Here is a 23,452-nt window from a genome sequence, read left to right as displayed (position 1 = left end):
GCCCTCAGCGGGCCGAGGCCGCCGTGTACCGGGTCCACGCCAGCGCGGCGGCACCGGCCGCCAGCGTCCACGCCACCGCCGCCGCCGTCCCCATGCCGCCGAACCGTGCCAGCGGCGGCACGGCCAGCGCGCCCAGCACCACCAGCGGCCCCCGCAGCTGCCAGGCGAGCGCCTGGAGCGGGCCGGTGTTGCCCAGCGGGCTCTCCGAGCCGACGAGCAGCCGCGCCGGTACCACCCCGCGGAACGCGCTGAACAGCGCCGCCGCCACCAGCGCCGGAACGGCCGCGAGCAGCGTCGCCGTCCCCCTGCCGTCCCACCACACCGCCGCCGGGGCGCCCGCCGCCAGCAGCAGCGCCGCCGGGAGCAGCGCGTGGCGCAGGGCCAGCGCGCCGGGCGGCCAGGGCAGGGGCGCGGCGCGCCGCGCGTCGTCACCGTCCAGCCGCGCCGGCTCGGCCAGCGAGGCCGCGGCGAGATAGCCGGCCACGAGCGCGGCGAGCATGCCGTAGCCCACGCCGTCCGACCAGCCGCCCAGCGCCAGCGCGGCCAGCCACCAGCAGGCCGCCCAGCCGAGGTGGGACGGCGCCCGCAGCAGCGCGGTGGCGTCCCGCCACGGCACCAGCAGCCAGCGGCGGCGCGGGGGAGGCAGCCGCCAGCGGCTGCTGCGCCCGCCGGCACCGCGCACCACCAGCCGCGCCAGCCGCATGTCGAACGCGTACAGCGCCGCCGTCAGCCGCAGCGCCGCCGTCGCCTGCCGGCGCAGCACCCGCGCCGGTATCGCGGGCGCCGTGCGCCACGTCCGCATGGCGAGCGCGGCCGTGCCCGCCGCCACCACGGCGGTAGCCCCGGCGCCGAGCCAGGCTGGCACCCGCCCGGCGGCGGCCAGCAGCGGGCACGCGGCGAGCGCGGCCAGCGGCAGCGGCGCCGCCAGGGCGCGCGCGACCCGGCCGTGGCGCTGCACCGCCGTGCCGGCGGCCACCCCGAGCACCGCCGCGGCACCGCCCGCCCCCGCGCCCGCCGCCACGGCCGCCGCGAGCCGGCCGGCGCCGAGCGCGTGCACGACCAGCCCGCCCACCGCCCCGGCGGCCACGCCGGCCGCGCCCGCCAGCGCGGCGGCACGGGCCAGCCGGGGCCGCAGCACCGCCGCGCGCCCCACCGGCAGCGGCAGCAGCCAGTGCGCGGTCGCCACGTCCAGCAGCACGGGCCCGCGCCACCGGGCCCGCGAGGCGGCCGCGACCACGGCCACCACCAGCGCGGCGGGCGCCGCCAGCGGCAGGTACGCCAGCACGCGGTCGGCGGTCTCGCCGTGCCAGTCGCCGCCACTGGCCGCCCGCACGACGGCGGTCAGGTACGGCACGCCCCAGATGCCGCCGAGCAGCAGCACGCAGTACGCGGTGTAGGCGGTGCGCCGCAGCTGGGCCCGGCGGTGGCCGGCGCGCAGGGCCCGCAGGTAGGCGAGCGCCGCGGTGTCGTCCGTCGCCGCGGCCGTGCGCCTCACGGCGCGCGCTCCCCGGCGAGAACGAGGGGGCAGGACACGAGCCGGCCGCCGTCCACGGTGAAGGCGCGGTCGCCGACCTCGGTGGCCAGGTCCCGGTCGTGCGTGGCCAGCAGCACGGCCGTGCCCTCGGCCGCCGCCACGAGCAGCCGCCCGGCCAGCTCGACGCGGGCACGGGTGTCGAGGTGCTGCTCGGGCTCGTCGAGGATCAGCGCCGTGCGGGGGCGCACCCAGGCGGAGGCGAGCGCGAGCAGCTGCGCCTGCCCGGCGGACAGCCGGGAGGCGCGCGCGTCGGCGCGGTGGGTGAGGCGGTGGTCCTCCAGCGCCCGCGCCACCGCGTCGTCGGCGGCGTCGCCGAGGCCGTGTGCCAGGGCCACCAGCGTCAGGTGCTCCCGGACGGTGAGGTCCGGGTAGCACGAGCCGGCCTCCAGCACGGTCGCGACGTTCTCGCGGAACGCCCGGGAGTTCTCGTCGGCCGGCCGGCCCAGGAAGAGCGCCTCGCCGGACGTGGGGCGTTCGCGGCCAGCGGCGACGCGCAGCAGCGTGGACTTGCCGGTGCCGTTCTCGCCGAGCAGCACGAGGCATTCGCCGGCGGCCACGGTCAGGGACACGCCGGCGAGCACGGGGCCGTCGCCGTAGTCATGGCGCACGTCGGTGAGGCGCAGGACTTCCATGGGTCCATGGAAGCAAACGGTTGCGGCGACGGACCCCGTGCGGTGGGAGGTCCCCGGGCGGCTGGCGGGTGGCTATCCGCCGTGCCGCCGGGTGGCCGCGAGACAGAGCAGGCTCAGCGCGGCGAGCCCGGCGCAGGCGGCGAGGGCCGCCCAGGCTCCGGCCGGGAGCAGCAGCCCGCCCAGCCCTGTCCCGAGCGCGATCCCGGTGTACAGCGCGGAGGCGTTGAGCCCGACCACCACCGCCGTCTCCTCCGGCGCGGCGGCGATGAGCCGCACCTGCTGGGCCGGTGTCTGGAACCACGTGCTGGCGCCCCACGCCGCCATCAGCAGGGCGGTGAGCGGCAGCCAGTGCGTGCCGGCGCCCGCCGCCCAGGCGAAGGCGCCGAGCGTGACCGTCAGCGCCGTGAAGCCGGCCGCCAGCACCCGCACCGGCCCGTACCGGTCGGCCGCCGCCCCCGCCGCCAGGTTGCCGGCGATGGCGCCGAGCCCGTACAGGAACAGCAGCCACATCTCGGCGGACCGGCCGGCGCCCAGCGCCCGCATGACCGGCACCGCGTAGGCGTACAGCCCGTACCCGGCGGCCATGCCGACGACCGTCAGCGGCAGTACGGCGACCACGCCCGGCCGCCGCAGCACCGCCAGCCGCTGCCGCAGCGGCACCCGCTGCCCGCCCGGCAGCTGCGGCATGACCGCGCGCACCGACACGGCGCCGATCGCGCACAGCGCGGCGACCAGGCCGAGCGCTACGCGCCAGCTGAGGGTCCGTTCGGCGAGATTGCCCAGCGGCACGCCCAGCGCCGTGGCGACCGTGAGGCCGCCGACCACCACGGCCAGGGCGCGGGCGCGCAGCTCCTGCGGGACGAGGGAGGCGGCGACGGCGCCCGCGTTCGGTGTGAACGCGGCGGCGCCGACGGCCGCGAGCACGCGCCCGGCCATCAGCAGCGGGAACGTGGGGGCGAGCGCCGTCAGCAGGTTGGCGGCCGTCAGGACGGCGAGCGCGGACACCAGCAGCGTCCGGCGTTCGACCCGTGCCGCGAGCGTGGCCAGCACGGGCGAGCAGACCGCGTACGTCAGGGCGAACACGGTGGCCGACTGCCCGGCCGTGCTCTCGGAGACGTCCAGCGAGCCGGCCATGGCGGGCAGGAATCCGGCGACCACGTAGGCGTCCGTGCCCACGGCGAACGTGCCGAGCGCCAGCACGAACGTGGCGCGCAGGCCGCGTTCCGGCCGCGGGGGCGCGGCTGCCGTTTTAGGGATATGAGACATCCCCTTTTCCTTCCTGCGAATGTCCTGGGAGCGCCCGCCTGCGCCGGCGGCCGTGCGGCCGTCAGCGCAGGCGGGCGTAGTTGCGACGGGTGCGGGCGGCCCCCTGCGGGGAGGCCGCCATGAGGTCGGCGATGGTCTGGGCGGCGAGCTCGCGCCGCCAGGCGAGTTCGGCCCGGCGCATCGCGGCGGCGATCCCGCACGGGTGCGCGAACTCCTCGCCGCCGCCCTCACCGCCCGCGCCGCGCTGCCGGATCTCGGTGCAGCGGAACGGGTCGAGGGGGCCCTCCATGGCGGTGACCACGTCCATCAGCGTGATGCGCTCCGGCGGCCTGGCCAGTGCGAAGCCGCCCCTGGCGCCTGGCGCGGAGGTGAGGATGCCCGCGCGCGTCAGCGCCTGGAGCCGCTTCTTGAGGTACTCCTGCGGCAGGCCGAACCACGCCGCGAGCTTGCGGATCGACACCGGCGCCTCATCGGCGAGCCAGCCGAGCGTCACGCAGCAGTGCAGGCCCCATTCGACGCCCTCGCCCATGTGCATACAGGGATGTTACACATCCCGGTTCCCGGGAAAGACGCGGCCGGTGCGCGCCGCGAGGGCGCGGCACCGGCCGGCCGGCGGTCAGTAGGCCCCGGGCACGCCCGGCGCGTACGGGGCTGCGCCCTGCGGGTTGGGGCCCTGGTACCACTTGGCGAGCTGCCGGTCCGACAGCTTGCGGATGAACAGGAGCGCCAGGATCGAGGCGGCGACCATCGCCAGGCCGGCGGCCGTGGTCATGCTGGCCTCGCGCTGCATGTCATCGAGATCGTTCTCATCGGCCGGGAAACTCAGCACGTTGAGCACCCAGCTGATGATCCACAGCGTCCACCAGGCGGTGACCGCTCCCAGGCCCGGGTTGGCCCCGTACGGGGTGCTCGCGCGCCAGATGTCGTTGGCGATCTGCTTGGGGAACCACAGGTTGACCACGGGGACGAACCACGCGCCGATGGACCAGCCGCGCGACAGCCGGTGCCCGGCGGGGGCGAAGACCTCGGCGTTGACACGCACCCGGTGGAACCAGACGAGAAGCACGATGGCCGTCGGCAGGAACACCACGCTGTAGATGGCCCGGGCGGAGTCCCACATGTCGTCGGCGTTCTCAGCCCTCGACCTGGAGATCACCTTGCCGTTCTCGAAGTCGTTGAGAAGGCTCGTCATGTTGCCCGCCGCCACGGCCATGTAGAGCGAGGCCGCGGCGCAGATGATCAGCAGCACGGTCAGGGCGGTGGCCAGCCCTTTCGGGCTGGCGAATACCGCGGGCGGCGACATGCCCGGCCCTGCCGGTCCCTGTGGGTACGGGCCCTGGGGACCCGGCGGCTGTCCCGGCGGCGGAGCGTACGGCCCGGCGGCGGGCGCGCCCGGGGGCGGGTACGGCGACGCGCCCTGCGGCTGTCCCGGCGGCGGACCCGGCTGCGGCGGCGGACCCGGCTGCGGCGGCGGACCCGGCTGCTGGGGTGCCGTCTGGGTGGGCAGATCCTGCGGCGGGCCGCCTTTGCCCGCGCACGTCCCGCACCGGCCATCCGATGTGGCCGCTGGCTGACGCTGGCAGCTCCAGCACAGCGCGCTCATCCCTGTCTCCCCCTCAGATAGGTGGCGTCGCGCGCACCTCACGGCGGCGCGGAAATCAGACCGTAGCAGGAATACGCCAGGGGGAGCCGGTCAGGTCTGCTCGCGGTGTGCCCCCGCGAGCAGCTCCAGGCCCACGGCCAGCGCGGCCCGCCGCTTCTCCTCCGGGTCGCCCTCGATGTGGCGCATCGCGAAGGCGTTGGTGTTGACGGTGATGAGCGCGGACAGGCAGCGGATCTGGTCCTCCAGGCAGGCGCCCTCCCCCGCCATCAGCCGCACCAGCTGGAGGGTCCGCTCCTTGAGGATGTTGCCGACGCTCAGCAGGCGGACCTCGGCCTGGTTGTCGTGGAAGAAGCGGAACAGCCGGTCCGCGTGCGCGATCGCGCGGCTGTACCGGCGCAGCAGCTCCTGCTTGGTCTCAAGCGTCGGCGGCTGCTGGCTGGCCCATTCGAGCAGCTCCGTAAGCGGGCGGGTCCGGTCCTGGACGAGGGAGATGACGATGTCCTCCTTCGTCTTGAAGTGGTAGTACAGCGCGGCCTTGGTGACCCCCAGCCGCTCGGCGATCTCCCGCAGGGACGTCTTCTCGTACCCCTGCTCCGCGAACAGGTCGAGAGCGACCTCCTGGATGCGTTCGCGCGTGTCCGACCGGCGCGACGGCTGGCGTGTGCGACTCATCATGACCCCTGTGCTTACTTGACGACCGGCTAGGAGCGGCTCTACCGTCCCCAGCGTACTCACTAGCCGGTCGGCAAGTAAGGATGAAGGGTGGGCCACCGTGGCACAGCACGTGGCGGCACAGGAGGAAGCACCAGGCGGACAGCGCAGCCTGCGCCTGGTGCTCTCCGCGCTCTGCATCGCGATCATGCTCGCGATGCTCGACAACATGATCATCGGCACGGCGATGCCCACGATCGTCGGCGAGCTGGGCGGCGTCAGCCACCTGTCGTGGGTGGTCACCGCCTACACGCTGACGACCGCCGTGTCCACGCCGGTCTGGGGCAAGCTCGGCGACATGTACGGCAGGAAGGGCGTCTTCCTCGCCTCCATCGCCGTCTTCGTCGCCGGGTCGGCGCTCTGCGGACTCGCCCAGGACATGGGGCAGCTCATCGCGTTCCGCGCGGTCCAGGGCCTCGGCGCGGGCGGGCTGATGGTCGGCGTCATGGCCCTCGTCGGCGACCTGGTGCCGCCGCGGGAGCGCGGCCGCTACCAGGGCATGATCGCCGCCACCATGGCCATCGCCATGATCGGCGGCCCGTCGGTGGGCGGCGTCATCACCGACCACCTGGGCTGGCGCTGGACGTTCTCCATCAACGTCCCGCTCGGCATCCTCGCGCTCGCGATGGTCGCCACGCTGCTGCGGCTGCCGGGGAAGCGGCCCGCCGGCGCGCGGATCGACGTCCTCGGTGCGGCCCTGCTGGCCACCGGCATCACCGCGGTCGTGCTGGTGACCACCTGGGGCGGCACCGAGTACGACTGGGACTCCGGCGTCATCCTGGGCCTCGCCGCGACGGGCCTGGCGGCGCTGGCGGCGTTCGTCTGGGCCGAGACCCGCGCGGCCGAGCCGGTGATGCCGCTGCATCTCTTCCGCAGCCGCAACTTCGCGCTGATGACCGGCCTCGGCTTCAGCGTGGGCTTCATGATGTTCGGCGCGGTCCTCTACCTGCCGGTGTTCCAGCAGGCCGTGCAGAACGCCTCGGCCACCAACTCCGGTCTGCTGCTGCTGCCGATGCTGCTGGCGATGATGGTCACCTCCGCACTGGCCGGGCGGCTGACCACCCAGACCGGCCGGTACAAGGCGCTGCCCATCGCCGGCTGCGGCCTGCTGGTGGCCGGGATGCTGCTGCTCGCCCAGATGGACACCGGCACCTCCCGGCTCACCACCGGCGTGTTCATGGCCCTCGTGGGCGCGGGCGTGGGCCTGCTGATGCAGACCACGATGCTGGTCGCGCAGAACAGCGTCGAGGCGCGCGACATGGGTGTGGCCTCGTCGACGAACACGCTGTTCCGCACCGTCGGCCAGTCCTTCGGCGTCGCGCTGATGGGCGCGGTCTTCACCGCCCGCGTCGAGGACGAGACCGGCGCGCTGGGCGGCGGCACGGCCGAGCCGGCGCCCGCCGAGTCCGCGCAGCTGACCGCCGACGCCCTGGCCGGGCTGCCGGACGCGGCGCGCGAGGCGTACCAGTCGGCGGTGGCCGCGGGCACCAGCGGGGCGTTCTGGCTCGCCGCGGCGGTGGCGGCCGCGGGCTTCGTGCTGGCCCTGTTCGTCCGCGAGGTCCCGCTGCGCGGCGGCACCGGCGGCAGTGCGGGCGGTGCCGGCGGTGCCGGAGACCGGAGTGCCGGGGCCGGGCGGGCAGGCCGGGCGGCCGTCGCCTCCCCGGCACCGGCGGGGCGTTCCGGCCCGCCGCGGCGGCCGGCCGGCTGAGTACAGTCAGTGGCATGGCGGTGAACGGAGACGAGACGGGCGGCACCGTCCGGGTCGATGCCTGGATCTGGGCGGTGCGGCTGACGAAGACGCGTTCCCTGGCTGCCACCGCCTGCAAGGGCGGCCACGTCCGGGTCAACGGCACGCGCGTCAAGCCCGCCCACCCGGTCAAGCCCGGGGACGAGATCCGGCTGCGCCACGCCGGGCGGGAGCGGATCGTGGTCGTCAAGCGCCTGGTGCGCAAGCGCGTCGGCGCGCCCGTCGCCGTCCAGTGCTACGAGGACCACAGCCCGCCGCCCCCGCCGCGCGAGGCCGTGGCCCCCGCGGGCGTCCGCGACCGCGGCGCGGGGCGCCCCACCAAGCGCGACCGGCGCGAGCTGGAGCGCCTGCGCGGGCTGCGCTGACGCCGTCGCCGCTGGCCGGGCCCCGCCCCGGCCCGCCCGGCCCGGCGTACCGTCACGGCAGCGTCTCGATCTCGATGTCCGGATAGAGGCGGCGCAGCGGCCCGGGGTCGGCGGTGATGACGGGCCAGCGGCGGGCGGCGGCCAGGTAGGCGACGTGGCCCTCGGTCGTGCCGGCGGGGGAGTGGGCGGAACGCAGGATCCCGGAGCCGGTGGCCTGGTGCTCGTCGAGCGCGGCCAGCGTCACCAGCGGGAAGCGCAGTATCGCGGTCAGCGCCTCGCGCCCGTGCGGGTGCAGGCCGGCCGCGGCGTCCGCCACGCACGTGGCCGGCGCGAGCAGCGGGATCACGCGGGCGTGCGACAGGCTGAACAGCGCCTGCATGTGCAGGCTGCCGCGCGCCGCCGTGACCAGCGCGGAGGTGTCGAGGATCAGCCCGCCGATGCCGTCGCCGGTGTCCGGTGCGGCCGTCACGCCGCGGTGTCGCTGGCGGTGCCGCTGGCGTCGTCGTCACCGGCGCCGCTGCCGTCCAGCCGCAGCACGCGCCGGGCCCACGCCTCGTGCGCCGGGCCCGGCCGGTCCGCACCGAAGAGCCGGCGGAGTGTGGCCTCCACGTCGGCCGCCTCCCGCTCCCGCTGGATCAGCTGCTGGATGTGCCCCGACACGCTGCCGTGCCCGGCACGCTCGGCGGCCTTGAGGTAGTCGAGCTGCTCGGGCGGAAGGCTGATGGCGATCTTCGCGGCCCGTCGCGACGAGGAGTGCGAGGGAGTCATACCGCAGTTATACCCACGCGTAGCGGCGCCGGGCAACGGGGCCGGTCACCCGCCGGTTCCGGCATCCCCCGCATCCCCCGCATCCCCCGCGTTCCCGGCGGTGCCGAACAGCTCCAGCAGCTCCGTCCGGCCGAACATCTGCGCCGTGTCGATCGCCGACGGCTGCCCCGCCGCCGGATCGGCCCCGGCCTCCAGCAGCACGCGGACGACCTCCGTCTCGCCCTTGAAGACCGCGCCCGCGATCGGCGTCTGCCCCCGGTCGTTGGCCCGGGAGGCGTCGGCGCCCCGGTCCAGCAGCGTGCGCACCGTCTCCGGGTGGCCGTGGTAGGCGGCGAGCATCAGCAGCGTGTCGCCCTTCTCGTTGCTGAGATTGGGCGGCACCCCGGCGTCCACGTAGGCCGCGACCGTATCGCTGTCCCCCTGCCTGGCCAGATCGAAGATCTTCGCGGCGAGCTGGAGCACCTCGGGGTCGTGCGCGGGCTCGTTGCTCTCCGGAGCGGGTCCGGTCGTGCCGGTCATGGGGACGTCACTCCTAGGGTTCCAGGTCGGGCGGTGCGGCATCGGGAGCGGACCGCACCGTCTTCGCACCAGCCTACGTAGTCTGGCGGCATGCCCGCCCCCTCACCGTTCGCGGCCGCCGTCCGCGCGCTGCGCGCCGACCGGGTGCTGCTGCTCGTCGTGTGCGTCTGCATACCCGTGGACATCCTGGTGGCGCTGTTCGACAGCCAGGAGGACAGTGTCATCCAGGGCCCGGTCAGCCACGTGGCGAGCTGGACCCTGACGCTCGCCGCCTGCGCCATGCTCGCCGCCCGCCACCGCTGGCCGGTCGCGGCGGGCGTGCTGACGCTCCTGATCGCGGGTGCCTACTTCCCGCTCAGCAGCGTCGACGGGTCGGTGCCGATCTCCGCGTTCATCGTCTGCCTCTACGGCCTGGCCCGGTCCGGCCAGCTCACGGCCGCCCTCACACTGACCGTGGTCAGCATGCTGGCCCTGGGCTACACCGAACTCGTCCATTTCGGCAGCGGCGAGCGGCACATCGACGCCGCCTCGGTGATCCTGCTCGGCGGCTGGCTGCTGAGCGTCATCGCCTTCGGCCACGCCATGCAGGTCAGGGCCGCCTACCAGCACGAGGCCGAGCAGCGCGCCCTGGCGGCCGAGCGGGAGCGGGACGCGCGCGCCCGTTCGGCCGCCACCGAAGAACGCCTGCGGATCGCCCGCGAGCTGCACGACGTGCTCGGCCACAACATCTCGCTCATCAGCGTCCAGGCCGCCGCCGCCCTCCACCGCAGCGCCAAGCGGCCCGGCGAGACGGCCGAACTGCTCCAGGCGCTGACGTTCGTCCGCGACACCAGCAAGGAGGCGCTGCGGGAACTGCGGGCCACCCTCGGCGTGCTGCGGCAGGTAGACGAGGAGCCACCGACCGCCCCGGCCGCCGGCCTCGACCGGCTCGGTGAGCTCGCCGACCGCGCCCGCGCCACCGGCCTGGACGTCACGGTCGAGGTCACCGGCGAGCCCGTCGCGCTGCCGCCGCAGGTCTCGCTGGCCGCCTACCGGATCGTGCAGGAGTCCCTGACGAACGTCACCCGCCACGCCCCCGGCGCCACGCGTGCCGATGTCACCGTGGCCTACGGCCCCGGCGAGCTGTGCCTGACGGTCGAGGACGACGGCCGCGCGGGCCGCAGCGGCGCCGGCGGCGGGGACGTGGCTGACACCGCCACCGACGGCGCGGGCAGCGGCATCGGCGGCATGCGGGAACGCGCCCGCGCTCTCGGCGGCCACCTCACCGCCGCCCCCACTCCCACCGGCTACCGCGTCCACGCCCGCCTGCCGCTGCCCGAGTGACGCGGCACGGCAGCGGCGCTGTTCACTTATCGCGCTGGCCTCAGCGGTGCCACAGGACTTTGGCCCGGCGTTCGGTGCCGAACCCGAGTCCGTGACGGTAGATCTCCGCGACGAAATACCTGCCGTCTTTTCCTCGGGCAAAAACCCCTGAATCTACGAGGGAATCAGCTTCGCTCACGCTGAGTCCGACCTCGTCCAGTTCGAATGGAACGGTGACTTGCTGCCGCACCTGCTGGAGAGCCTTGAGCAGGTCACCGACCTCCTGGTTCTCCGACTGGATCGCTTCGATCTTGATTTCGCTGCACCGCAGAAGAGCGTTGCGCATGGCGCTCGGTGCGAGCACACGGTCCTTCCAGCTGGCCTGCCCAATGGACTTCTGCGCAGCTTCGGACAAGAAGACGATGACGTCACGTGCCTGCACCTGGTCATTGAAGTCTCCCAAGGCGGCGGGCACCCACAAGTGAGAACGCGCCTCCTTCGATTTTTCGGTGCCCATCTTCCGTCCCCACACCTGCATGAGTTTTTTCACGAGATCGTCGTACGGAATCTCGGTGATCTGCGATTCGTCCAGCGGCTCGGGGAGTGCGTCGGCGTGCGCTGCGGCCCACAAGGCAAGACGCAGTGCTTCTTCCTTGTTCCAGCGCAGGGCGAAGGATTCGTAACGTGCCAATAGCTGGCCACTATTCTGACGGACTGCCCATCTCACGAGGTCCTGCCGAACGAATACCACAAGCCCGAGTGGGCGGCCTCGGAGAGAACGCAGCCAGGTAAGCACGTCGACGAGCAACACGCGCAGCGCGGTACGCTTCGCCTCGCTGTCCAGGGACTGCATCAGGTCTTCGAGGCCGTCGATGACGAAGACCGCCTTGGTGCGCCTGCCGAGTTCGGCGAGAGCTGCCTCGACGCCGCTCCCGTCTTCCGGCAGAGAGAGGCCGGCGGCCATCATCAGGCACTCGAGCCACAGCCGCCGCCAGGCGGTATCGTCCCGGGGATCCAGAGCGAGCAGTCCGTTCGTCAAGTGATCTCGGATCGCCTGGGCGCCGGTTCCCATGGCCTGTCCCTCGCCGTGCGAAGCGGCGAAGGCCTCCCGCAGATCCTGTGGCGTGAGGTCCCGGTACTCCAGATGTGTCGACTCGAGCACGGGAACGATGGGTGCGCTGATCCGCACGTCCTCCATGCCGGACCGCTGCGCGAATCTGTCCCACGTGCGCGCCGCGCACATCTTGGCGTACATGAAGGTCTTGCCCGCGCCCTTGGCGCCAACGACGAGTGCGATCGGTGGCTCCGTCCTGTGGCTGCCGAGGAGTCTGCGCAAGGGGTCGGTGACGAGGAAGCCGCTGGCAGAGGAGAGCCCTTCCTTCTCCGCGTAGATGAAGCGGCGCGTTGTCTCCGCGAGCCGTCGGCGCAGCTCGACGTAGTCCGGCCCTTCGGCGTCGCCCTCGGCGCGCGGCTGGGTGTCCGCCGGTGCGGGCAGCAGCGGCTCGAGCGCTTGCGCGATCTGGCAGTTCCTGAGGACGCCGAGGACCGCGTCCCAGGAGGACGGGAGAGCGAGCAGCTCCTCGCGGAAGGGGCTGCGGACGGGGTCCGAGAGCACCTGGGTATCGATGCTTCCGGTGGCGCCGTCCTGCCCGGTGTTCTGATCGGGCAGGCGGAGTGACGACGAGAGGGCGTCGCTCAGTTGTTGCACTGCCCGCTCGGCCTGTTCCCTGTGCACGTCGTTGCGGAACTGCGTGATGACGACAGAACTGGCTGGGTCCTGGCCCTGCAGAGCGGGGGCCCGCTGTCCGAGCTGTTTGACGAGATGCTCGGTGCCAACAAGGGACTGATGGCTCAGCGTGGTGACGAAGACTCTCTGCACCCGTGGGTCGAGCAGGACCGGAGCAGACAGCTCCGTAGCTCCTGCCCTCAGATCGATCACCACCGTGCTGGCGCCGATTCTGGCGGCGAGTGCTGCGAGTGCTTCCGTGAGGAAGTAGGGGTCGCGGCCAGGCGTGAGCAGATCAGCGGGTTCGATGCTGGGTGGTTTGAGCGCGACCCGCCTGGTAACGGGCAGCAGCGTGAGGCTTCCCGCGCCCGGGTACTGGCCGACCTGCTGATTGGGTAGATAAGCGGCGGCGATATCTACCGCGGACGAATAGTCAGAGCCCTCGATGCCGTGCAGCAAGGCGAGGAAATCCTCATAGGCGATACCGCATTGACCTCCTTGAGCTCGGTGCATCCATGTGATGCCCGGTGCTTCGAGATCCGCGTCGATCAGCAGAACGCGGGAGCCGCGTCGTGCGGCAGCGTCAGCGGCAGCGACGGCGTGCACGGTTCGGCCGCATCCTCCCTTGAAGGAGTGAAAAGCGAGAATCTGGATATCGTCGGAAAAGCGCGGCGTGCGAGGGCGTGCCAACGGTTGGGACAGGTGGGAAGTGATGTGCTTCTCGCGCAGCAAGGGCACGCGGCGCGGCTCTTCCGGGGCTGCTTCCACGGTGATCACCACGGGAAGGCCGGTGAACTCAGTGGTGCGGGGGTCATCCAGCCTCAGCATGAGGGAGCCGTCGCGCCATGCCGTCGAGCCCCGGCCGAAAACCTCCTCCAGCCACTGGGCCACCTGATCCGCCGTCGTTCCGGGAGCGACCACAAGTTCGAGGGCGTCCCACCACCCGTCAGCCGCAGCGAGCCAGTCTGGCCACTCATCGGCGGTCGCCAGCAGCGCAAGGTGCTCGTCGGCATCCACCCAGGTGAACAGATGTTCCGGTGGAGTCACGCCGTCGAGTTCCGAGAGTCCAGCCACCGTTCTCCCCTCACATGTCCTGTTCGCACCAGGTGATCAGAGCGCGGAGCGCCGATTGAGCCCGCTCTTCATCAGTCGTGTCCAGTTTCGCGCCGTATCTCCATGCCTGGTGCAGCTCCGGGAGAGGGACGCTGCCCCGTTTCGCGGGATCGAGTCGGCAGGTGTGAAGCCGGTCCAGCTGGTCACCTATGGAGCCGGGAAGCCGCAGCAGCTTAGCTAGCTTCCGGAGATCGTGCGTGGCCTCGACGACTGACGTGTCGCGGCCGTTGCATCTGCGTATGAGCCGCTCCTTGAGGCCGCACTCAGCGGCATAGAACAGCAGCAGATAAGCGGTCGACGGATCATTGGCCAATAATTTATCGGCGCTCGCCCGCAGTTGATCACGTCTGCGACGCAGCGACCGCGCACTCACGTGGAGGACCATAGTGGCGAAACGGCCATCACATCCCGTCTGTGGTGGCAAGTGGGCTGGAAGAGCGCGCCAGACCGCGGACGAAACGGCATGGCGAGCAGGCGTTGGCCACGGAGTCCCGCGGCAGTGACATCAGACGGGATCGGTGGCATGCGGGAACGCGCCCGCCTGCCGCTGCCCGGCTAGCCGGCCAGGGAGCGGCGGCAGGTGGTGCGGCGGTCGTCGATCTCGCGCCAGCGGGGGCCGTAGACGGCGTTCCGGACGGCCTCCTCGTTGAGGAAGTCGTGCGGGAAGCCGAGCGGGACGCGGCTGACCTCGTCCAGCCGGGCCAGCTGCTCCGCGTCCAGCCGCACGCCGGCCGCGCCCAGCACGTCCGTCACCTGCCGCTCGCTGGTCGCCCCGAACAGCGGGATCACCGTGCCGGGGCGGTGCAGCAGCCAGGCCACCGCCACCTGCGCCGGCGTCCAGCCGCCCTCGCGCGCGATCTCAACGACCGTGCGCACCACGGCGTCCTCCCGTTTCCGGTGGCTGTCCTCCCCGCCGTCCCCGCCCGGCTGGCTCAGGCGGCCGGACTCGCCGCGCAGGTACTTGCCGGTCAGCTTGCCCCCCGCCAGCGGGGACCAGGCGAGGACCGGCAGGTCGAAGGACTCGGCCATGGGCAGCAGGTCGCGCTCGGCGTCGCGGTCCAGCAGGCTGTAGCGGATCTGGAGCCCGGCGAACGGCGACCAGCCCCGCAGCTGGGCGAGGGTATTGGCCTGCGAGACCTCCCAGGCGGGCCAGTCGGAGACGGCGACGTAGTGGACCTTGCCGGCCGTGACCTGGTCGTCGAGGGCCCGCATGACCTCCTCCACGGGCGTGAAGACATCGCGGGCGTGGACCCACAGCACGTCGACGTAGTCGGTGCGCAGCCGCCGCAGGCTGGCGTCGAGCGACGCGACCAGCTTCCTGCGGTGGTTGCCCGCGGCGTTCGGCCCGCCGGGGCCCGTCGCCAGAGTGAACTTCGTCGCCAGGACGAACTCGTCGCGCCGGCCCGCCAGCAGCTCGCCCAGCAGGGTCTCGGACTGGCCGCCCGTGTAGACGTCGGCCGTGTCGATGATGTTGCCGCCCGCCTCGGCGTAGGCGTCAAGGATGCGCGCGCACGCATTCTTCGACACCCCCCAGCCGCTGTCCTCGCCACCGAATGTCATCGTGCCCAGGGCGATCTCCGAGACGCGCAGGCCGGTCCGTCCGAACAGGGTGTACCGCATCGTGTGCTTCCTTATCCGCGGCGGGGCCGGTCCCCGCCGCCAGCGGAACGCTAGAGGCTGGAGTTTCCTCCAGCGCAAGCCGGGGGAGCGGATCCGCTGGCGAGCAACCGGTGGCAGCCGGTGCGGTGGCCGCCGGTTCCCCGCCCGCGGGAGCCGTACCCGGCGTCCCGGACCGGTTCCCGCGCGAGACAGCCGTGCGGTACCCGGCTGGCCTCGTCCAGCCGGGCCAGCTGCTCCGCGTCCAGCCGCACGCCGGCCGCGCCCAGCAGGTCCGTCACGTGCCGCTCGCTGGTGGCGCAGACGAGCGGGATCACCGCGCCCGGCTGGTGCAGCAGCCAGGCCACCGCCACCTGCGCCGGCGTCCAGCCGCCCTCGCGCGCGATCGCAGCGACCGTGCGCACCACGGCGTCCTCCCAGTTCTCGCCACGGCAGCCGTCCTCACCCGGACGTCCCAGCCGGCCGGGTCCGCCGCGCGGATACCTGCCGGCCAGCCTGCCCGCCGCCAGCGGGGACCAGGCGAGGACCGGCAGGTCGAACGACTCGGCCATGGGCAGCAGCTCCCGTTCCGCCGTGCGGTCCAGCAGGCTGTAGCGCGCCTGGAGCCCGGCGAACGGCGACCAGCCCCGCAGCCGGGCCAGGGTATTGGCCTCCGCCACCTCCCACGCGGGCCAGTCCGAAACCGCCACGTACAGTGCCTTGCCCGCTGTGACCTGGTCGTCGAGGGCGCGCATGACCTCGTCGACGGGCGTGAACGCGTCGCGGGCGTGGACCCACAGCACGTCGATGTAGTCGGTGCGCAGCCGCCGCAGGCTGGCGTCCAGGGCGGCCACCAGGTTCCTGCGGTGGCTGCCCGCGGCGTTCAGCCCGCCGGCCGCCGAAACCGAGGAGAACGTCGTCGCCAGCACGAACTCGTCCCGCCGGCCCGCCAGCAGCTCTCCCAGCACGGTCTCCGACCGGCCGCCTGACAGGGCGTCGGCGGTGTCGATGAAGTTGCCGCCCGCCTCGGCGTAGGCATCGAGAATGCGCGCGGCGACCTTCTTCGGCACCCCGCAGCCGCTGTCCTCGCCGTCGAACGTCAGGGCGCCCAGGGCGATTTCCGACACGCGTAGACCGGTGCTGCCGAAAAGGGTGTACCGCATCGTGCGCCTCCTTTCCGGGCGGCCCGCTGCCGCCGTGGACGCTAGGCACCGGGCGGCGCCCCCCCGCTGGGCGGCCCGCCGCCCCTCCTCGACCAGCTGGGCATAGCGCCACGCGTACGCATGCGAGTGGCCGGATGCCTGCTGGATACCGAAGTACTCCTCGAAATCCTCGGGCATGCCGAGGCAATGGTCGACGCTCGTTCTCGCTCTGCCCGCGGCAGCCATGATCATCCGGTGCTTGCGGATGTTGTCGAACTCGATGCGCTCCACCTCCCGCTCGTCGTAGTCCCGGCCCGTCATGCCGGCCTGGGCGGCGTACCGCTCGGTCTGGCCGCTGCGAGCCCTCTCGTCCAGGGCCGCCAGACGGGACCTGGCCGCGGCGCTGAGAAGCTCGAAGACGGCGGTCGCGAGCAGGCGGTCGCGCTTCCCCCGCACCTCCTCGTGGCCGGGATGCAGCGTCACCGGGCCGCTGCCCGCCCGGGGGATGCTCCGGCGCTCTTGTCCTCTCGCGCGTGCATGCCCGCCTTTCCCGGAGAAGGAGGAAGGAACGTGGGGGTGCTGCGGAGGGGAGACACAAGGCGACCGGCGCAGCCCGCGGACACCGGGCCACTGGCCGTGGTGACACGCTACGCCGCGGCCCCGGGCCGCGCAGGAGCCGTCCGTGCAGTGCGCTGGGCCGTCCGGGCAGCGTGGTTGCCCTGGGCACGCACCGCGACACCAGTCGTGACCGCCGGGACACGCCAGCCGGTCCCCGGCGGACGCTTCTAGGCTGAACCCATGACCGCCCAGCCCGTACGCGTCCTGCTCGCCGACGACCAGCACCTGGTGCGGGCGGGATTCCGTTCCATCCTGGAGGACGAAGAGGACATCGAGGTCGTCGGCGAGGCCTCGACCGGCACCGAGGCCGTGCGGCTCGCCCGGCAGCTGCGGCCCGACGTCGTCCTCATGGACATCCGCATGCCCGAGCTGGACGGGCTCGCCGCGACAAAGGAGATCACCGGCGACGAACGCCTCGACGGCGTGCGCGTGGTGATCCTGACGACCTTCGACGCGGACGACTACGTCTACGGCGCGCTGCGCGCCGGCGCCTCCGGTTTCCTGCTGAAGGACACCGAGCCGATGGAGCTTCTCCACGGCATCCGGGTCTGCGCCCGCGGCGACGCCCTGATCGCCCCGGCCGTCACCCGCCGCCTGATCGAGGAGTTCGCCGGCCGGGCCCGGCAGCCCGACCCCAGCCCGCGCCTGAACGCCCTCACCGAACGCGAACGCGAGGTGATGGGCCTGGTCGGCGCCGGGCTGACCAACGACGAGATCGCCCAGCGCCTCGTCGTCAGCCCGGCGACCGCCAAAACGCATGTCAGCCGGGTCATGACCAAGCTCGGCGTCCGGGACCGCGCCCAACTCGTCATCCTGGCCTACGAGACGGGCCTGATCACGCCCGGCTGGATGAGCTGACGGCCAAAGCGGGGTGACGGCGCGGGCACACCGCGTGTAGACTCCCTCGGGATCGCACGACGTGTCACATCCGACAGGGGAGCCGGAGGATGCGTGTGGGGGGAGTACGGCGCAGGCTGCCGCGCCGTCTGCCGCTCGTACTGGCGCTCGTGGTGGTGGCCGCGGGGTTATCGGTCTGGGCATGGCGGGCGCGTGCCGCGGAGCCGTTCTGCTGGGGCGCCTGGGAGGAGCGCGACAACGGCCCCTGGGTGGTGGGCGGTGACATCGACAGCCGGTCCGTAACGGAGACCGCGCCGACGCCGGAAGACCCGCACGGCTCGTGCGTGGTCACAGGGGAGGACGAAGACAGGCACTACCAGGCCGAGCTGTCCTACGGGCCCGTGCCGGCCGAACCGGACACACTGACGTCCTGGATCGGCGTGTTCCTCAACGGGGACGCCGTGCCGCTGCCGGAAGGTCTGCCGGGCACCATCACCCGGGACGGCGGCATGCTGCTCCTGCCGCCGGAGTGCGACCTGGACGGGCGGCCCACCGCCGTCACACTCACCGGGGTCGGCAGCGGCGAGCGCTACACCAACGTGTGGAGCAAGGGCCAGCTCCTCACCGAAGCGGCCCGCCACGGCATGGCGGCGGCGGGCTGCGACGCCGAACCGCCGTCGTTCACCGCGCCTTTCACCTCACTGTCGCCAGAACAGAGGCACTGGAACGCCTCGCCGCCCGTGTGCGGTATCCAGAGACTCGGCCCGGCGGAGGTGGGTGCTTACGCCTGGGGCGGCACGCGCGACGACTTCCAGGCGTGCGGCCGGAACGATGCTGAGTTCCAGCTGGTGATGGCGGGGCGCCCGCAGCTGACGGAGGTATTCGAACCGCTGCTGGGCACGGAGGCCCTCGTCGCCGAGGCCGACTGCGACGGCAGGCGCACCCTGTACTACGGGCGCGCGGCCGAGGAGGAGTTCCCCGTCTTCATCCGGGCCGTGGCGCAGCGGCTGGGGTGCGAGCCGCCGGTGTCTGCTGCGGACGAGGGAGGTACGGCGTGAGCGAAGCGGACGCGTTCACCCGCTGGCTGCGGGGCGAGGGCCCGAACCCGAAATCTGCTCCCGGGTACCAGCCGCCACCGCCACGCCCGCCCTGGTGGCGCCGCCGCTGGTGGCGCTACCGGCCCGGCCGCCGTGCGCGGCTGGCCGGGCTTGTTCTGGCGGGCGCCGTCCTCGGCTGGTGCGGCACGGCCGTGGCCGTGGACGCCCCGCCGTTCACCGGGGCCGGACCGGATGCCTGCTGGGACACGCTGAGCCAGGACGAACTCGACGCGCTCGGGGCGGAGGAAGCCGAGGAGGTGGCGCCCCTGAGGGCCGACGGGGAGTGGCTCAACGGCTACTGCCGTCTGGTGGGGGAGCGTTCTTCCAGCCAGGAAACCCTCTGGCACGTGACGGTGCACTCGCTCACCGCGGGCCTGCGGCAGGACGGGGACCTACAGTGGGCCGAGGACTTCCTCGGCTCGCACATGACCCCGCTGGGCGGGGAGCTGCTGGGGATGGCCTCCCACTACCACGCGTGGGTGGCCCTGCCTCCGAACTGTGTTCCCGGCCTCGACGATCACAGGTTCGATCCCCCCGTCGTCGTGGACATCCGGCACCAAGCCGCCGGAAGCCTCATGGGAACGCCTCCCCGCGAGGACCGGCGCGGCGATCTCGGGAGAGTGGTCGTTGACCTGGCCAACGGCGTCATGCGGGAGCTGGGCTGCCGCGGCGTCCTGCCGGGCCCCGGCGAACTGCCCCCAGAGGCCGAGTTCAGCGCGCGGGGGACTGACGAGGAGCTGTGCGGGGTCCCCGGGTTGAGCGCTCGCGACCTCGGGTGGGGAGAGGACGACCCTGCCTACGAACGTGTGACGCCGGGTGACGGGCCTATCCGGGCATGCGACCTGGGCTCGTGGCGTCCCGGGACTGAAGTACGGCTGCTGACAATCACGGACCAGCGCCTGACGCGCCTCTACCAATAGGTGGGCGCAGGAACCCTGACTGCCGGCAACACCAACGTGGCTCCGCCCACCCGTAGCGATCTCGCGGCCTACCAGGCGTGGTGCCAGACCGGAGTAGTCGTCTTCGTGGCGCAGGACTTTTTCCCGTCCCACTCGCCGGGTGAGGAGGACCGGGCGGTCAGGCTGGTCCATGCTTGGATCACGTCGGAAGCCGAACGCCTCGGCTGCGCTCCGCTCGAACTGCCCCCGGCAAGCTGAGCACCGTCAGCCGTTACGCACCTCGGGGGGAGCGAACGAGCAGGAGCTCGCGTGGGTCATCGCTCGTCCCGCGAGCCACCACCGGAGCGCTCCTGCGCGCACACCTCGCTGGCTTCCAACGGTTAATCGGGATAAGGGATCGCTGGCAGGGGCCTCACTCCGAGCTGAGCACGAAGTCGCGAGGGCAAGAGAAGGGATAATCACAGATTCCTTACGCTGGCGAAACAATGCGAGCCATGTTCAGCCCTTAGCGTGTCTCATGGTTACCCGTCAGTACCGGACGCGCCCTCGCTTCGTTCAGGTTGCCGCGCACCGAAGACAGCTGCCTGTGCCTGCTTCCAGTGTGCGGCTATTCTTGCTGTTCGTTCTCTGGCGAAATTGGTTCCGGGGTGCTTTCGCTGATATTCGCGCTTTCGAGGCAGCCGAGTTCTTCAGTCATCGTCCTGGCGGCAGAATTGATCACAATCATGTACTTTTCGGCCATGGTGGAGTCACCGCCATGCACGCTGGCGACGCCGTGATACCCATCTGGGGCTACCTCAGGGCATTCGAACAAGATGGACGCGTATTGTGGAGTCGCGTAACCCCAAATGCCGGTATCGTACACCTGGTGCTCTATGCTTTCGGGGTCTTCAATAGGTGCCGGTGACCACCGGAACTTGAGGCTGGCGACGGGATGGAAGTATTCATCGATGTAGATATCACAGAAGGTCATTTCGTAATCATTCTCTCGGAGGCCTGCGGCATATTCAGAGACGTTGATTTCTCTGTCAGAATGCCGATATCTGCCGCCCCAGATATCAGAAAACCTGTCGGTGCCGGCGAGGGCCTCCAGTGCGTCTGCGGCTTCCCGGTCGAGAATTCCGCCGCACACCTCCTCGCCCGTTAGCGTATTGTCAACTTCTATGACTTCGTCTTCGTTAGCATTCCCCGAACATGCCGTTATAAGCGCAATGGTTGACAATAAAGCCAAAGTACTTTTCCTCAGGTGGCATCGTTGCGGCAATGCGCTCCCCGTCATTGAAGCCTCACTTCTCCTTCTTTCTGGTAATGATTCGAACCTTCGTGGTATGCCTGTTCGACCCTAAGGGAGTAGTTGTCAAGATCGGAATCCGGGACTGGTTGATTGGCGAGGTAGTTATCCCAGTATGAAATAATCCGATCAGATCCGTCTCTCCTGATCTCGACGTCTTCGTCAGAATCGCTATTCCCGTTTCCAGGATCTTCGGGCGGACTCATAAGTTGATCGGTTACGCCTGATACTACTTCTCCTCCGACTCCGGCAGCAAGCGGTACCACCACGGCAGCTGGCCCGGTAGCACCGGTGATGGCGAGTGATACATAAGCGACGCCTCCGGCGATGGCCGAGTCCTTGGCTATTCCGAGCCAGCTCATCAAAGATTGTTCCGCTTCTTCGCGTGAAGCTTCCTCGTACTCTAGCTGGTCGATCCGGGCTTCATCGAGTATTCCCAATGACTTTCCGGCTGCCTCGAGGGAAATGGAGGCAGACCTAAAATTCTCTGCGGAATACTCGCCGTCAACGGTGGCGGGATAGGCGTCTAGAGCGCTTGCGGTGTAGATGTGCTGAGCGGCTGTGACTATGCTGTGAGATGTCTCGTTATGGCCTAGGACTCCAAGGAAATCGAGAATTTCATCCGTATTGTTACGAAGGTGTCCTTCGTAAGGCGGATTGAAGATGTCTTCATTCCTCTGTCGCCCCTCCTCGGACTCAGTGGCCACCCAGTAATTAATGTCGTCGATATAGGCACCGGTCATCGTCGCAATGCTCGACGCAAGCTGTGGCTGATTGCGAAGCAGGTCCTCTTCCTCGTTGCCGAAGAGATCGATGACCTGCTCCATGACCCGCGCGGTTTCTGCGGTGCGAAGGTCCCTCACTTGATCAGCGTCCGGATCGCCGAGGGAGTCATAAGGCTGGCCAGTAGTCGCCGAAATGAGGGCGTTGCCAAGGGAGGGGGAAACAGTGCCCACATCACCGTGTACCGGGCGCCACTCGCGTTCGAGTGCCAGGTACTCAAGGGCCTCGTTGAGGTTGCTTCCATCCTCATTGGGGCGGAAGCCAGAAGGCGGAGCGAAGAACTGGGTGGAGGCATCGGGGTTATGGCCGAGAGCTTCGAGGAAACCGTTCAAAGGGTCGTAGCCGAAGTCGTTCTCCGTGGTGTAGTTCAGCGGGTGGTAGGGGTCGTCCTGCCAGGCAAGGGGAGTTGCCTCCATGTACTCCCGGTCGTGTTCGACGAGTGCGTCGCCGTATTGCAGCAGGAAGTCGCTGTCATAACGGCCGGTGTACATCAGAGAACTCATGACCTGGAAGCCCTTGACGTTCTCCGCATCGCCTACCCAGGAGTCACCGAGGCCGACCATCTCGTGCTCCCAGCGCACCATGTCTGCGGAGTCTGATTGTGTCGCCAGAGCCAGCGTGCGGCTGAAAGCGCGCTGAAGTCCCGCCATCGTCTCCCACTCGGGGCTGCCGGGCGCGAGGTTGCGGTTGCTCGTGGCGTCCGCCCAGAAGTCGAGAGCGCCCTCGGCGCCGAGCCCCAAAGCGACGTTCTCCGCGAATGCGGGGTCGCCCGCGTGCTCCCGCAGGATTTCCCACATGCGCTGGTAATCTTCGTCCTCGAGTTCTCCAGGACGCTCCGCATAGCGGATGTATTCCTGTGCGTCCTCGTACGCCTGCTGCGCCTCACGCAGCGATGCGTACTGCACGGGATTGAAGTGGGAAACGTCGTCGCCCGCGATATCGCGAAGCGCCTGGGCGATGGCAGCATCCGCCTCGGCCGCACGCTCCAGGATAGAGTTTATCTCTTCCTGGGTAGCCGCCACGTCCTCCGCGTGGGATTCGTAATCCTCGTTGAGGCCAGGGTGGGACCAGGGCGAGGAGACAGTGCCATCGCTCGCGACACTCAGGCCTCTCTCCTCTGCCTCGGCAACGACTGTTTCCAGGTCGGTCTTGCAGGTTCGCAGGCGCTGGTAGCCGTCCTCGCAGATTTCCGCGAGGCTTCTCGCCTGCCGGAGGGCCGCCGTGAACTGGCGTGCCTGCTCAATCACGTACGGACGGGTAACGTTGGCGTTTTCCCCTTCCCAGTCCGCCTGCCGGGCCTTGTTGGCCATGGCATCGGCCAGTTCCTTCATGTTCTCCAGGCGCCGTACCTGCGTACGCCACTCCTCCGCGGTTTCACCGAAGGGTTGCAGGCGAACGCTGAGCAGTGCCTCGCAGGTCAGCTGAGTTTCCCCCGCCATATGTTCGTTTCCCCCCTGTTCTCAGATGTTCAGGATGTCCGGATTCAGGGCAATCGATTGCCCTTGGGTACCGAGCTGACTCATGACCTGCTGCTCATGAGCATCGTGCGACTGGACGGTGTACTTCAGGTGGGAACTGATGGTGAAGCACTTCGTGCGCAGGGAGTCCTCCTGCCTCGTCCAGGTAGTGGCGACGTGCGTGAGGGCTGAGCCTGTCTGGAAGCCATTGCTGGTCAACGGCGCAGCTGCCTGATGAGTCGGCTCGACGGCGATGCGCCCGTTCTCCTCAAGCTGGGAGACGAGGTCCTCGGCGTCCTGGCCGATGGGCATCATCTCGTCGTCACGTACAACGAGATCTTCGTTCTCTGCCGGAGCCGTGGGATAGCCGGAATCGGGCGCTAGCTGGTTCAGCTGTGTGCGTGTGGTGTCCACTGTGGTGCACCTAACCCTGTCGTCGTGCTCGT

21 protein-coding genes and 1 pseudogene are annotated in these 23,452 nt (G+C 70.8%); 6 read left to right on the top strand and 16 right to left on the bottom strand.

What is annotated here, in order from left to right; genetic code table 11:
* Positions 1-4: 4 nt before the first annotated feature.
* The 6 genes from JK356_RS19965 to JK356_RS19940 all read right to left on the bottom strand — a co-directional run bounded on the left by JK356_RS19965 (position 5) and on the right by JK356_RS19940 (position 5,707).
* On the bottom strand, positions 5-1,495 hold the full coding sequence (locus JK356_RS19965) for a hypothetical protein (protein WP_201870062.1): 1,491 nt from the start codon (positions 1,493-1,495) through the stop codon (positions 5-7).
* The gene (locus tag JK356_RS19960) at positions 1,492-2,166 is read right to left on the bottom strand and encodes an ABC transporter ATP-binding protein (protein WP_201870061.1); all 675 of its coding nucleotides are present in this window, start codon (positions 2,164-2,166) and stop codon (positions 1,492-1,494) included. The genes JK356_RS19965 and JK356_RS19960 overlap by 4 nt, the downstream gene beginning before the upstream one ends.
* 72 nt (positions 2,167-2,238) lie before the next feature.
* Positions 2,239-3,432: an MFS transporter gene (locus JK356_RS19955; protein ID WP_201870060.1), complete on the bottom strand. Its 1,194-nt coding sequence runs from the start codon at positions 3,430-3,432 to the stop codon at positions 2,239-2,241.
* 61 nt (positions 3,433-3,493) lie between these two features.
* Positions 3,494-3,967: an Rrf2 family transcriptional regulator gene (locus JK356_RS19950; protein WP_201870059.1), complete on the bottom strand. Its 474-nt coding sequence runs from the start codon at positions 3,965-3,967 to the stop codon at positions 3,494-3,496.
* Between the two features lie 81 nt (positions 3,968-4,048).
* A complete protein-coding gene (locus JK356_RS19945) occupies positions 4,049-4,735 on the bottom strand; it encodes a DUF4328 domain-containing protein (RefSeq protein ID WP_201870058.1) in 687 nt (228 codons plus the stop codon).
* Positions 4,736-5,125: 390 nt separating this feature from the next.
* Positions 5,126-5,707 carry a TetR/AcrR family transcriptional regulator gene (locus JK356_RS19940; protein WP_201870129.1) on the bottom strand — a complete coding sequence of 194 codons (582 nt, stop codon included), beginning with the start codon at positions 5,705-5,707 and terminating at the stop codon, positions 5,126-5,128.
* Between the two features lie 100 nt (positions 5,708-5,807).
* On the opposite strand from JK356_RS19940, the gene JK356_RS19935 reads away from it, so the two are divergent.
* Both JK356_RS19935 and JK356_RS19930 read left to right on the top strand, forming a co-directional pair.
* Entirely contained in the window at positions 5,808-7,454 is a 1,647-nt protein-coding gene (locus JK356_RS19935; RefSeq protein WP_201870057.1) for an MDR family MFS transporter, read from the top strand.
* A gap of 38 nt (positions 7,455-7,492) precedes the next feature.
* Positions 7,493-7,944, top strand: a pseudogene (locus JK356_RS19930) (RNA-binding S4 domain-containing protein); the annotation flags it as partial.
* Here JK356_RS19930 and JK356_RS19925 read toward each other — a convergent pair.
* From JK356_RS19925 to JK356_RS19915, 3 genes are read right to left on the bottom strand one after another with little or no spacing between them, the layout of a single operon-like run.
* Positions 7,911-8,327, bottom strand: a complete 417-nt coding sequence (locus tag JK356_RS19925; RefSeq protein ID WP_201870055.1) for a hypothetical protein — start codon at positions 8,325-8,327, stop codon at positions 7,911-7,913. The pseudogene JK356_RS19930 and the gene JK356_RS19925 sit on opposite strands and share 34 nt — an antisense overlap.
* A complete protein-coding gene (locus tag JK356_RS19920) occupies positions 8,324-8,626 on the bottom strand; it encodes a hypothetical protein (RefSeq protein WP_201870054.1) in 303 nt (100 codons plus the stop codon). Before JK356_RS19920 ends, JK356_RS19925 begins: the two co-directional genes overlap by 4 nt.
* A 45-nt stretch (positions 8,627-8,671) precedes the next feature.
* Positions 8,672-9,145, bottom strand: coding sequence for an ankyrin repeat domain-containing protein (locus JK356_RS19915; protein ID WP_201870053.1), 474 nt, complete (start codon positions 9,143-9,145; stop codon positions 8,672-8,674).
* Between the two features lie 90 nt (positions 9,146-9,235).
* Between JK356_RS19915 and JK356_RS19910 the strand changes: the two genes are divergently transcribed.
* Complete coding sequence (locus tag JK356_RS19910; protein ID WP_236671638.1) at positions 9,236-10,468, top strand: sensor histidine kinase; 1,233 nt, start codon at positions 9,236-9,238, stop codon at positions 10,466-10,468.
* Between the two features lie 40 nt (positions 10,469-10,508).
* Here the strand turns inward: JK356_RS19910 and JK356_RS19905 are convergent, their stop codons facing one another.
* From JK356_RS19905 to JK356_RS22455, 4 genes are all read right to left on the bottom strand, one after another.
* Entirely contained in the window at positions 10,509-13,247 is a 2,739-nt protein-coding gene (locus tag JK356_RS19905; RefSeq protein WP_307815782.1) for a KGGVGR-motif variant AAA ATPase, read from the bottom strand.
* A gap of 10 nt (positions 13,248-13,257) precedes the next feature.
* Positions 13,258-13,659, bottom strand: coding sequence for a hypothetical protein (locus JK356_RS19900; protein WP_201870052.1), 402 nt, complete (start codon positions 13,657-13,659; stop codon positions 13,258-13,260).
* A gap of 182 nt (positions 13,660-13,841) precedes the next feature.
* The gene (locus JK356_RS19895) at positions 13,842-14,906 is read right to left on the bottom strand and encodes an aldo/keto reductase (protein WP_201870051.1); all 1,065 of its coding nucleotides are present in this window, start codon (positions 14,904-14,906) and stop codon (positions 13,842-13,844) included.
* 50 nt (positions 14,907-14,956) lie between these two features.
* A complete protein-coding gene (locus JK356_RS22455; protein ID WP_307815781.1) occupies positions 14,957-16,507 on the bottom strand; it encodes an aldo/keto reductase in 1,551 nt (516 codons plus the stop codon).
* A gap of 315 nt (positions 16,508-16,822) precedes the next feature.
* On the opposite strand from JK356_RS22455, the gene JK356_RS19885 reads away from it, so the two are divergent.
* The 3 genes from JK356_RS19885 to JK356_RS19875 all read left to right on the top strand — a co-directional run bounded on the left by JK356_RS19885 (position 16,823) and on the right by JK356_RS19875 (position 19,496).
* Complete coding sequence (locus tag JK356_RS19885; protein ID WP_201870050.1) at positions 16,823-17,500, top strand: response regulator transcription factor; 678 nt, start codon at positions 16,823-16,825, stop codon at positions 17,498-17,500.
* 89 nt (positions 17,501-17,589) lie between these two features.
* Complete coding sequence (locus JK356_RS19880) at positions 17,590-18,537, top strand: hypothetical protein (protein WP_201870049.1); 948 nt, start codon at positions 17,590-17,592, stop codon at positions 18,535-18,537.
* Positions 18,534-19,496 (top strand): hypothetical protein, encoded by a 963-nt coding sequence (locus tag JK356_RS19875; protein ID WP_201870048.1) that lies wholly within the window; start codon positions 18,534-18,536, stop codon positions 19,494-19,496. Before JK356_RS19880 ends, JK356_RS19875 begins: the two co-directional genes overlap by 4 nt.
* A gap of 586 nt (positions 19,497-20,082) precedes the next feature.
* On the opposite strand, the gene JK356_RS19870 is transcribed toward JK356_RS19875, so the two are convergent.
* From JK356_RS19870 to JK356_RS19860, 3 genes are all read right to left on the bottom strand, one after another.
* Positions 20,083-20,754: a hypothetical protein gene (locus JK356_RS19870; RefSeq protein ID WP_201870047.1), complete on the bottom strand. Its 672-nt coding sequence runs from the start codon at positions 20,752-20,754 to the stop codon at positions 20,083-20,085.
* Positions 20,751-22,880, bottom strand: a complete 2,130-nt coding sequence (locus JK356_RS19865) for a DUF6571 family protein (RefSeq protein WP_201870046.1) — start codon at positions 22,878-22,880, stop codon at positions 20,751-20,753. The genes JK356_RS19870 and JK356_RS19865 overlap by 4 nt, the downstream gene beginning before the upstream one ends.
* A gap of 129 nt (positions 22,881-23,009) precedes the next feature.
* Positions 23,010-23,452: hypothetical protein (locus tag JK356_RS19860; RefSeq protein ID WP_236671637.1), on the bottom strand; the 443-nt coding region annotated here is incomplete at its 5' end.

Origin of the sequence: Streptomyces sp. 7-21, from assembly GCF_016741785.1 — a bacterium.
GTDB lineage: Bacteria > Actinomycetota > Actinomycetes > Streptomycetales > Streptomycetaceae > Streptomyces.
This window is presented reverse-complemented; position numbering and strand designations above follow the sequence as displayed.

Bases quoted from the DNA above. Each gene is read 5' to 3' on its own strand.
- JK356_RS19885 (WP_201870050.1), top strand. From the start codon at position 16,823: ATGACCGCCCAGCCCGTACGCGTCCTGCTCGCCGACGACCAGCACCTG.
- JK356_RS19940 (WP_201870129.1), bottom strand. From the start codon at position 5,707: ATGAGTCGCACACGCCAGCCGTCGCGCCGGTCGGACACGCGCGAACGC.
- JK356_RS19910 (WP_236671638.1), top strand. From the start codon at position 9,236: ATGCCCGCCCCCTCACCGTTCGCGGCCGCCGTCCGCGCGCTGCGCGCC.
- JK356_RS19870 (WP_201870047.1), bottom strand. From the start codon at position 20,754: ATGACGGGGAGCGCATTGCCGCAACGATGCCACCTGAGGAAAAGTACT.
- JK356_RS19865 (WP_201870046.1), bottom strand. From the start codon at position 22,880: ATGAAGGAACTGGCCGATGCCATGGCCAACAAGGCCCGGCAGGCGGAC.
- JK356_RS19915 (WP_201870053.1), bottom strand. From the start codon at position 9,145: ATGACCGGCACGACCGGACCCGCTCCGGAGAGCAACGAGCCCGCGCAC.
- JK356_RS19895 (WP_201870051.1), bottom strand. From the start codon at position 14,906: ATGCGGTACACCCTGTTCGGACGGACCGGCCTGCGCGTCTCGGAGATC.
- JK356_RS19955 (WP_201870060.1), bottom strand. From the start codon at position 3,432: ATGTCTCATATCCCTAAAACGGCAGCCGCGCCCCCGCGGCCGGAACGC.
- JK356_RS19960 (WP_201870061.1), bottom strand. From the start codon at position 2,166: ATGGAAGTCCTGCGCCTCACCGACGTGCGCCATGACTACGGCGACGGC.
- JK356_RS19920 (WP_201870054.1), bottom strand. From the start codon at position 8,626: ATGACTCCCTCGCACTCCTCGTCGCGACGGGCCGCGAAGATCGCCATC.
- JK356_RS19945 (WP_201870058.1), bottom strand. From the start codon at position 4,735: ATGTCGCCGCCCGCGGTATTCGCCAGCCCGAAAGGGCTGGCCACCGCC.
- JK356_RS19880 (WP_201870049.1), top strand. From the start codon at position 17,590: ATGCGTGTGGGGGGAGTACGGCGCAGGCTGCCGCGCCGTCTGCCGCTC.
- JK356_RS19950 (WP_201870059.1), bottom strand. From the start codon at position 3,967: ATGCACATGGGCGAGGGCGTCGAATGGGGCCTGCACTGCTGCGTGACG.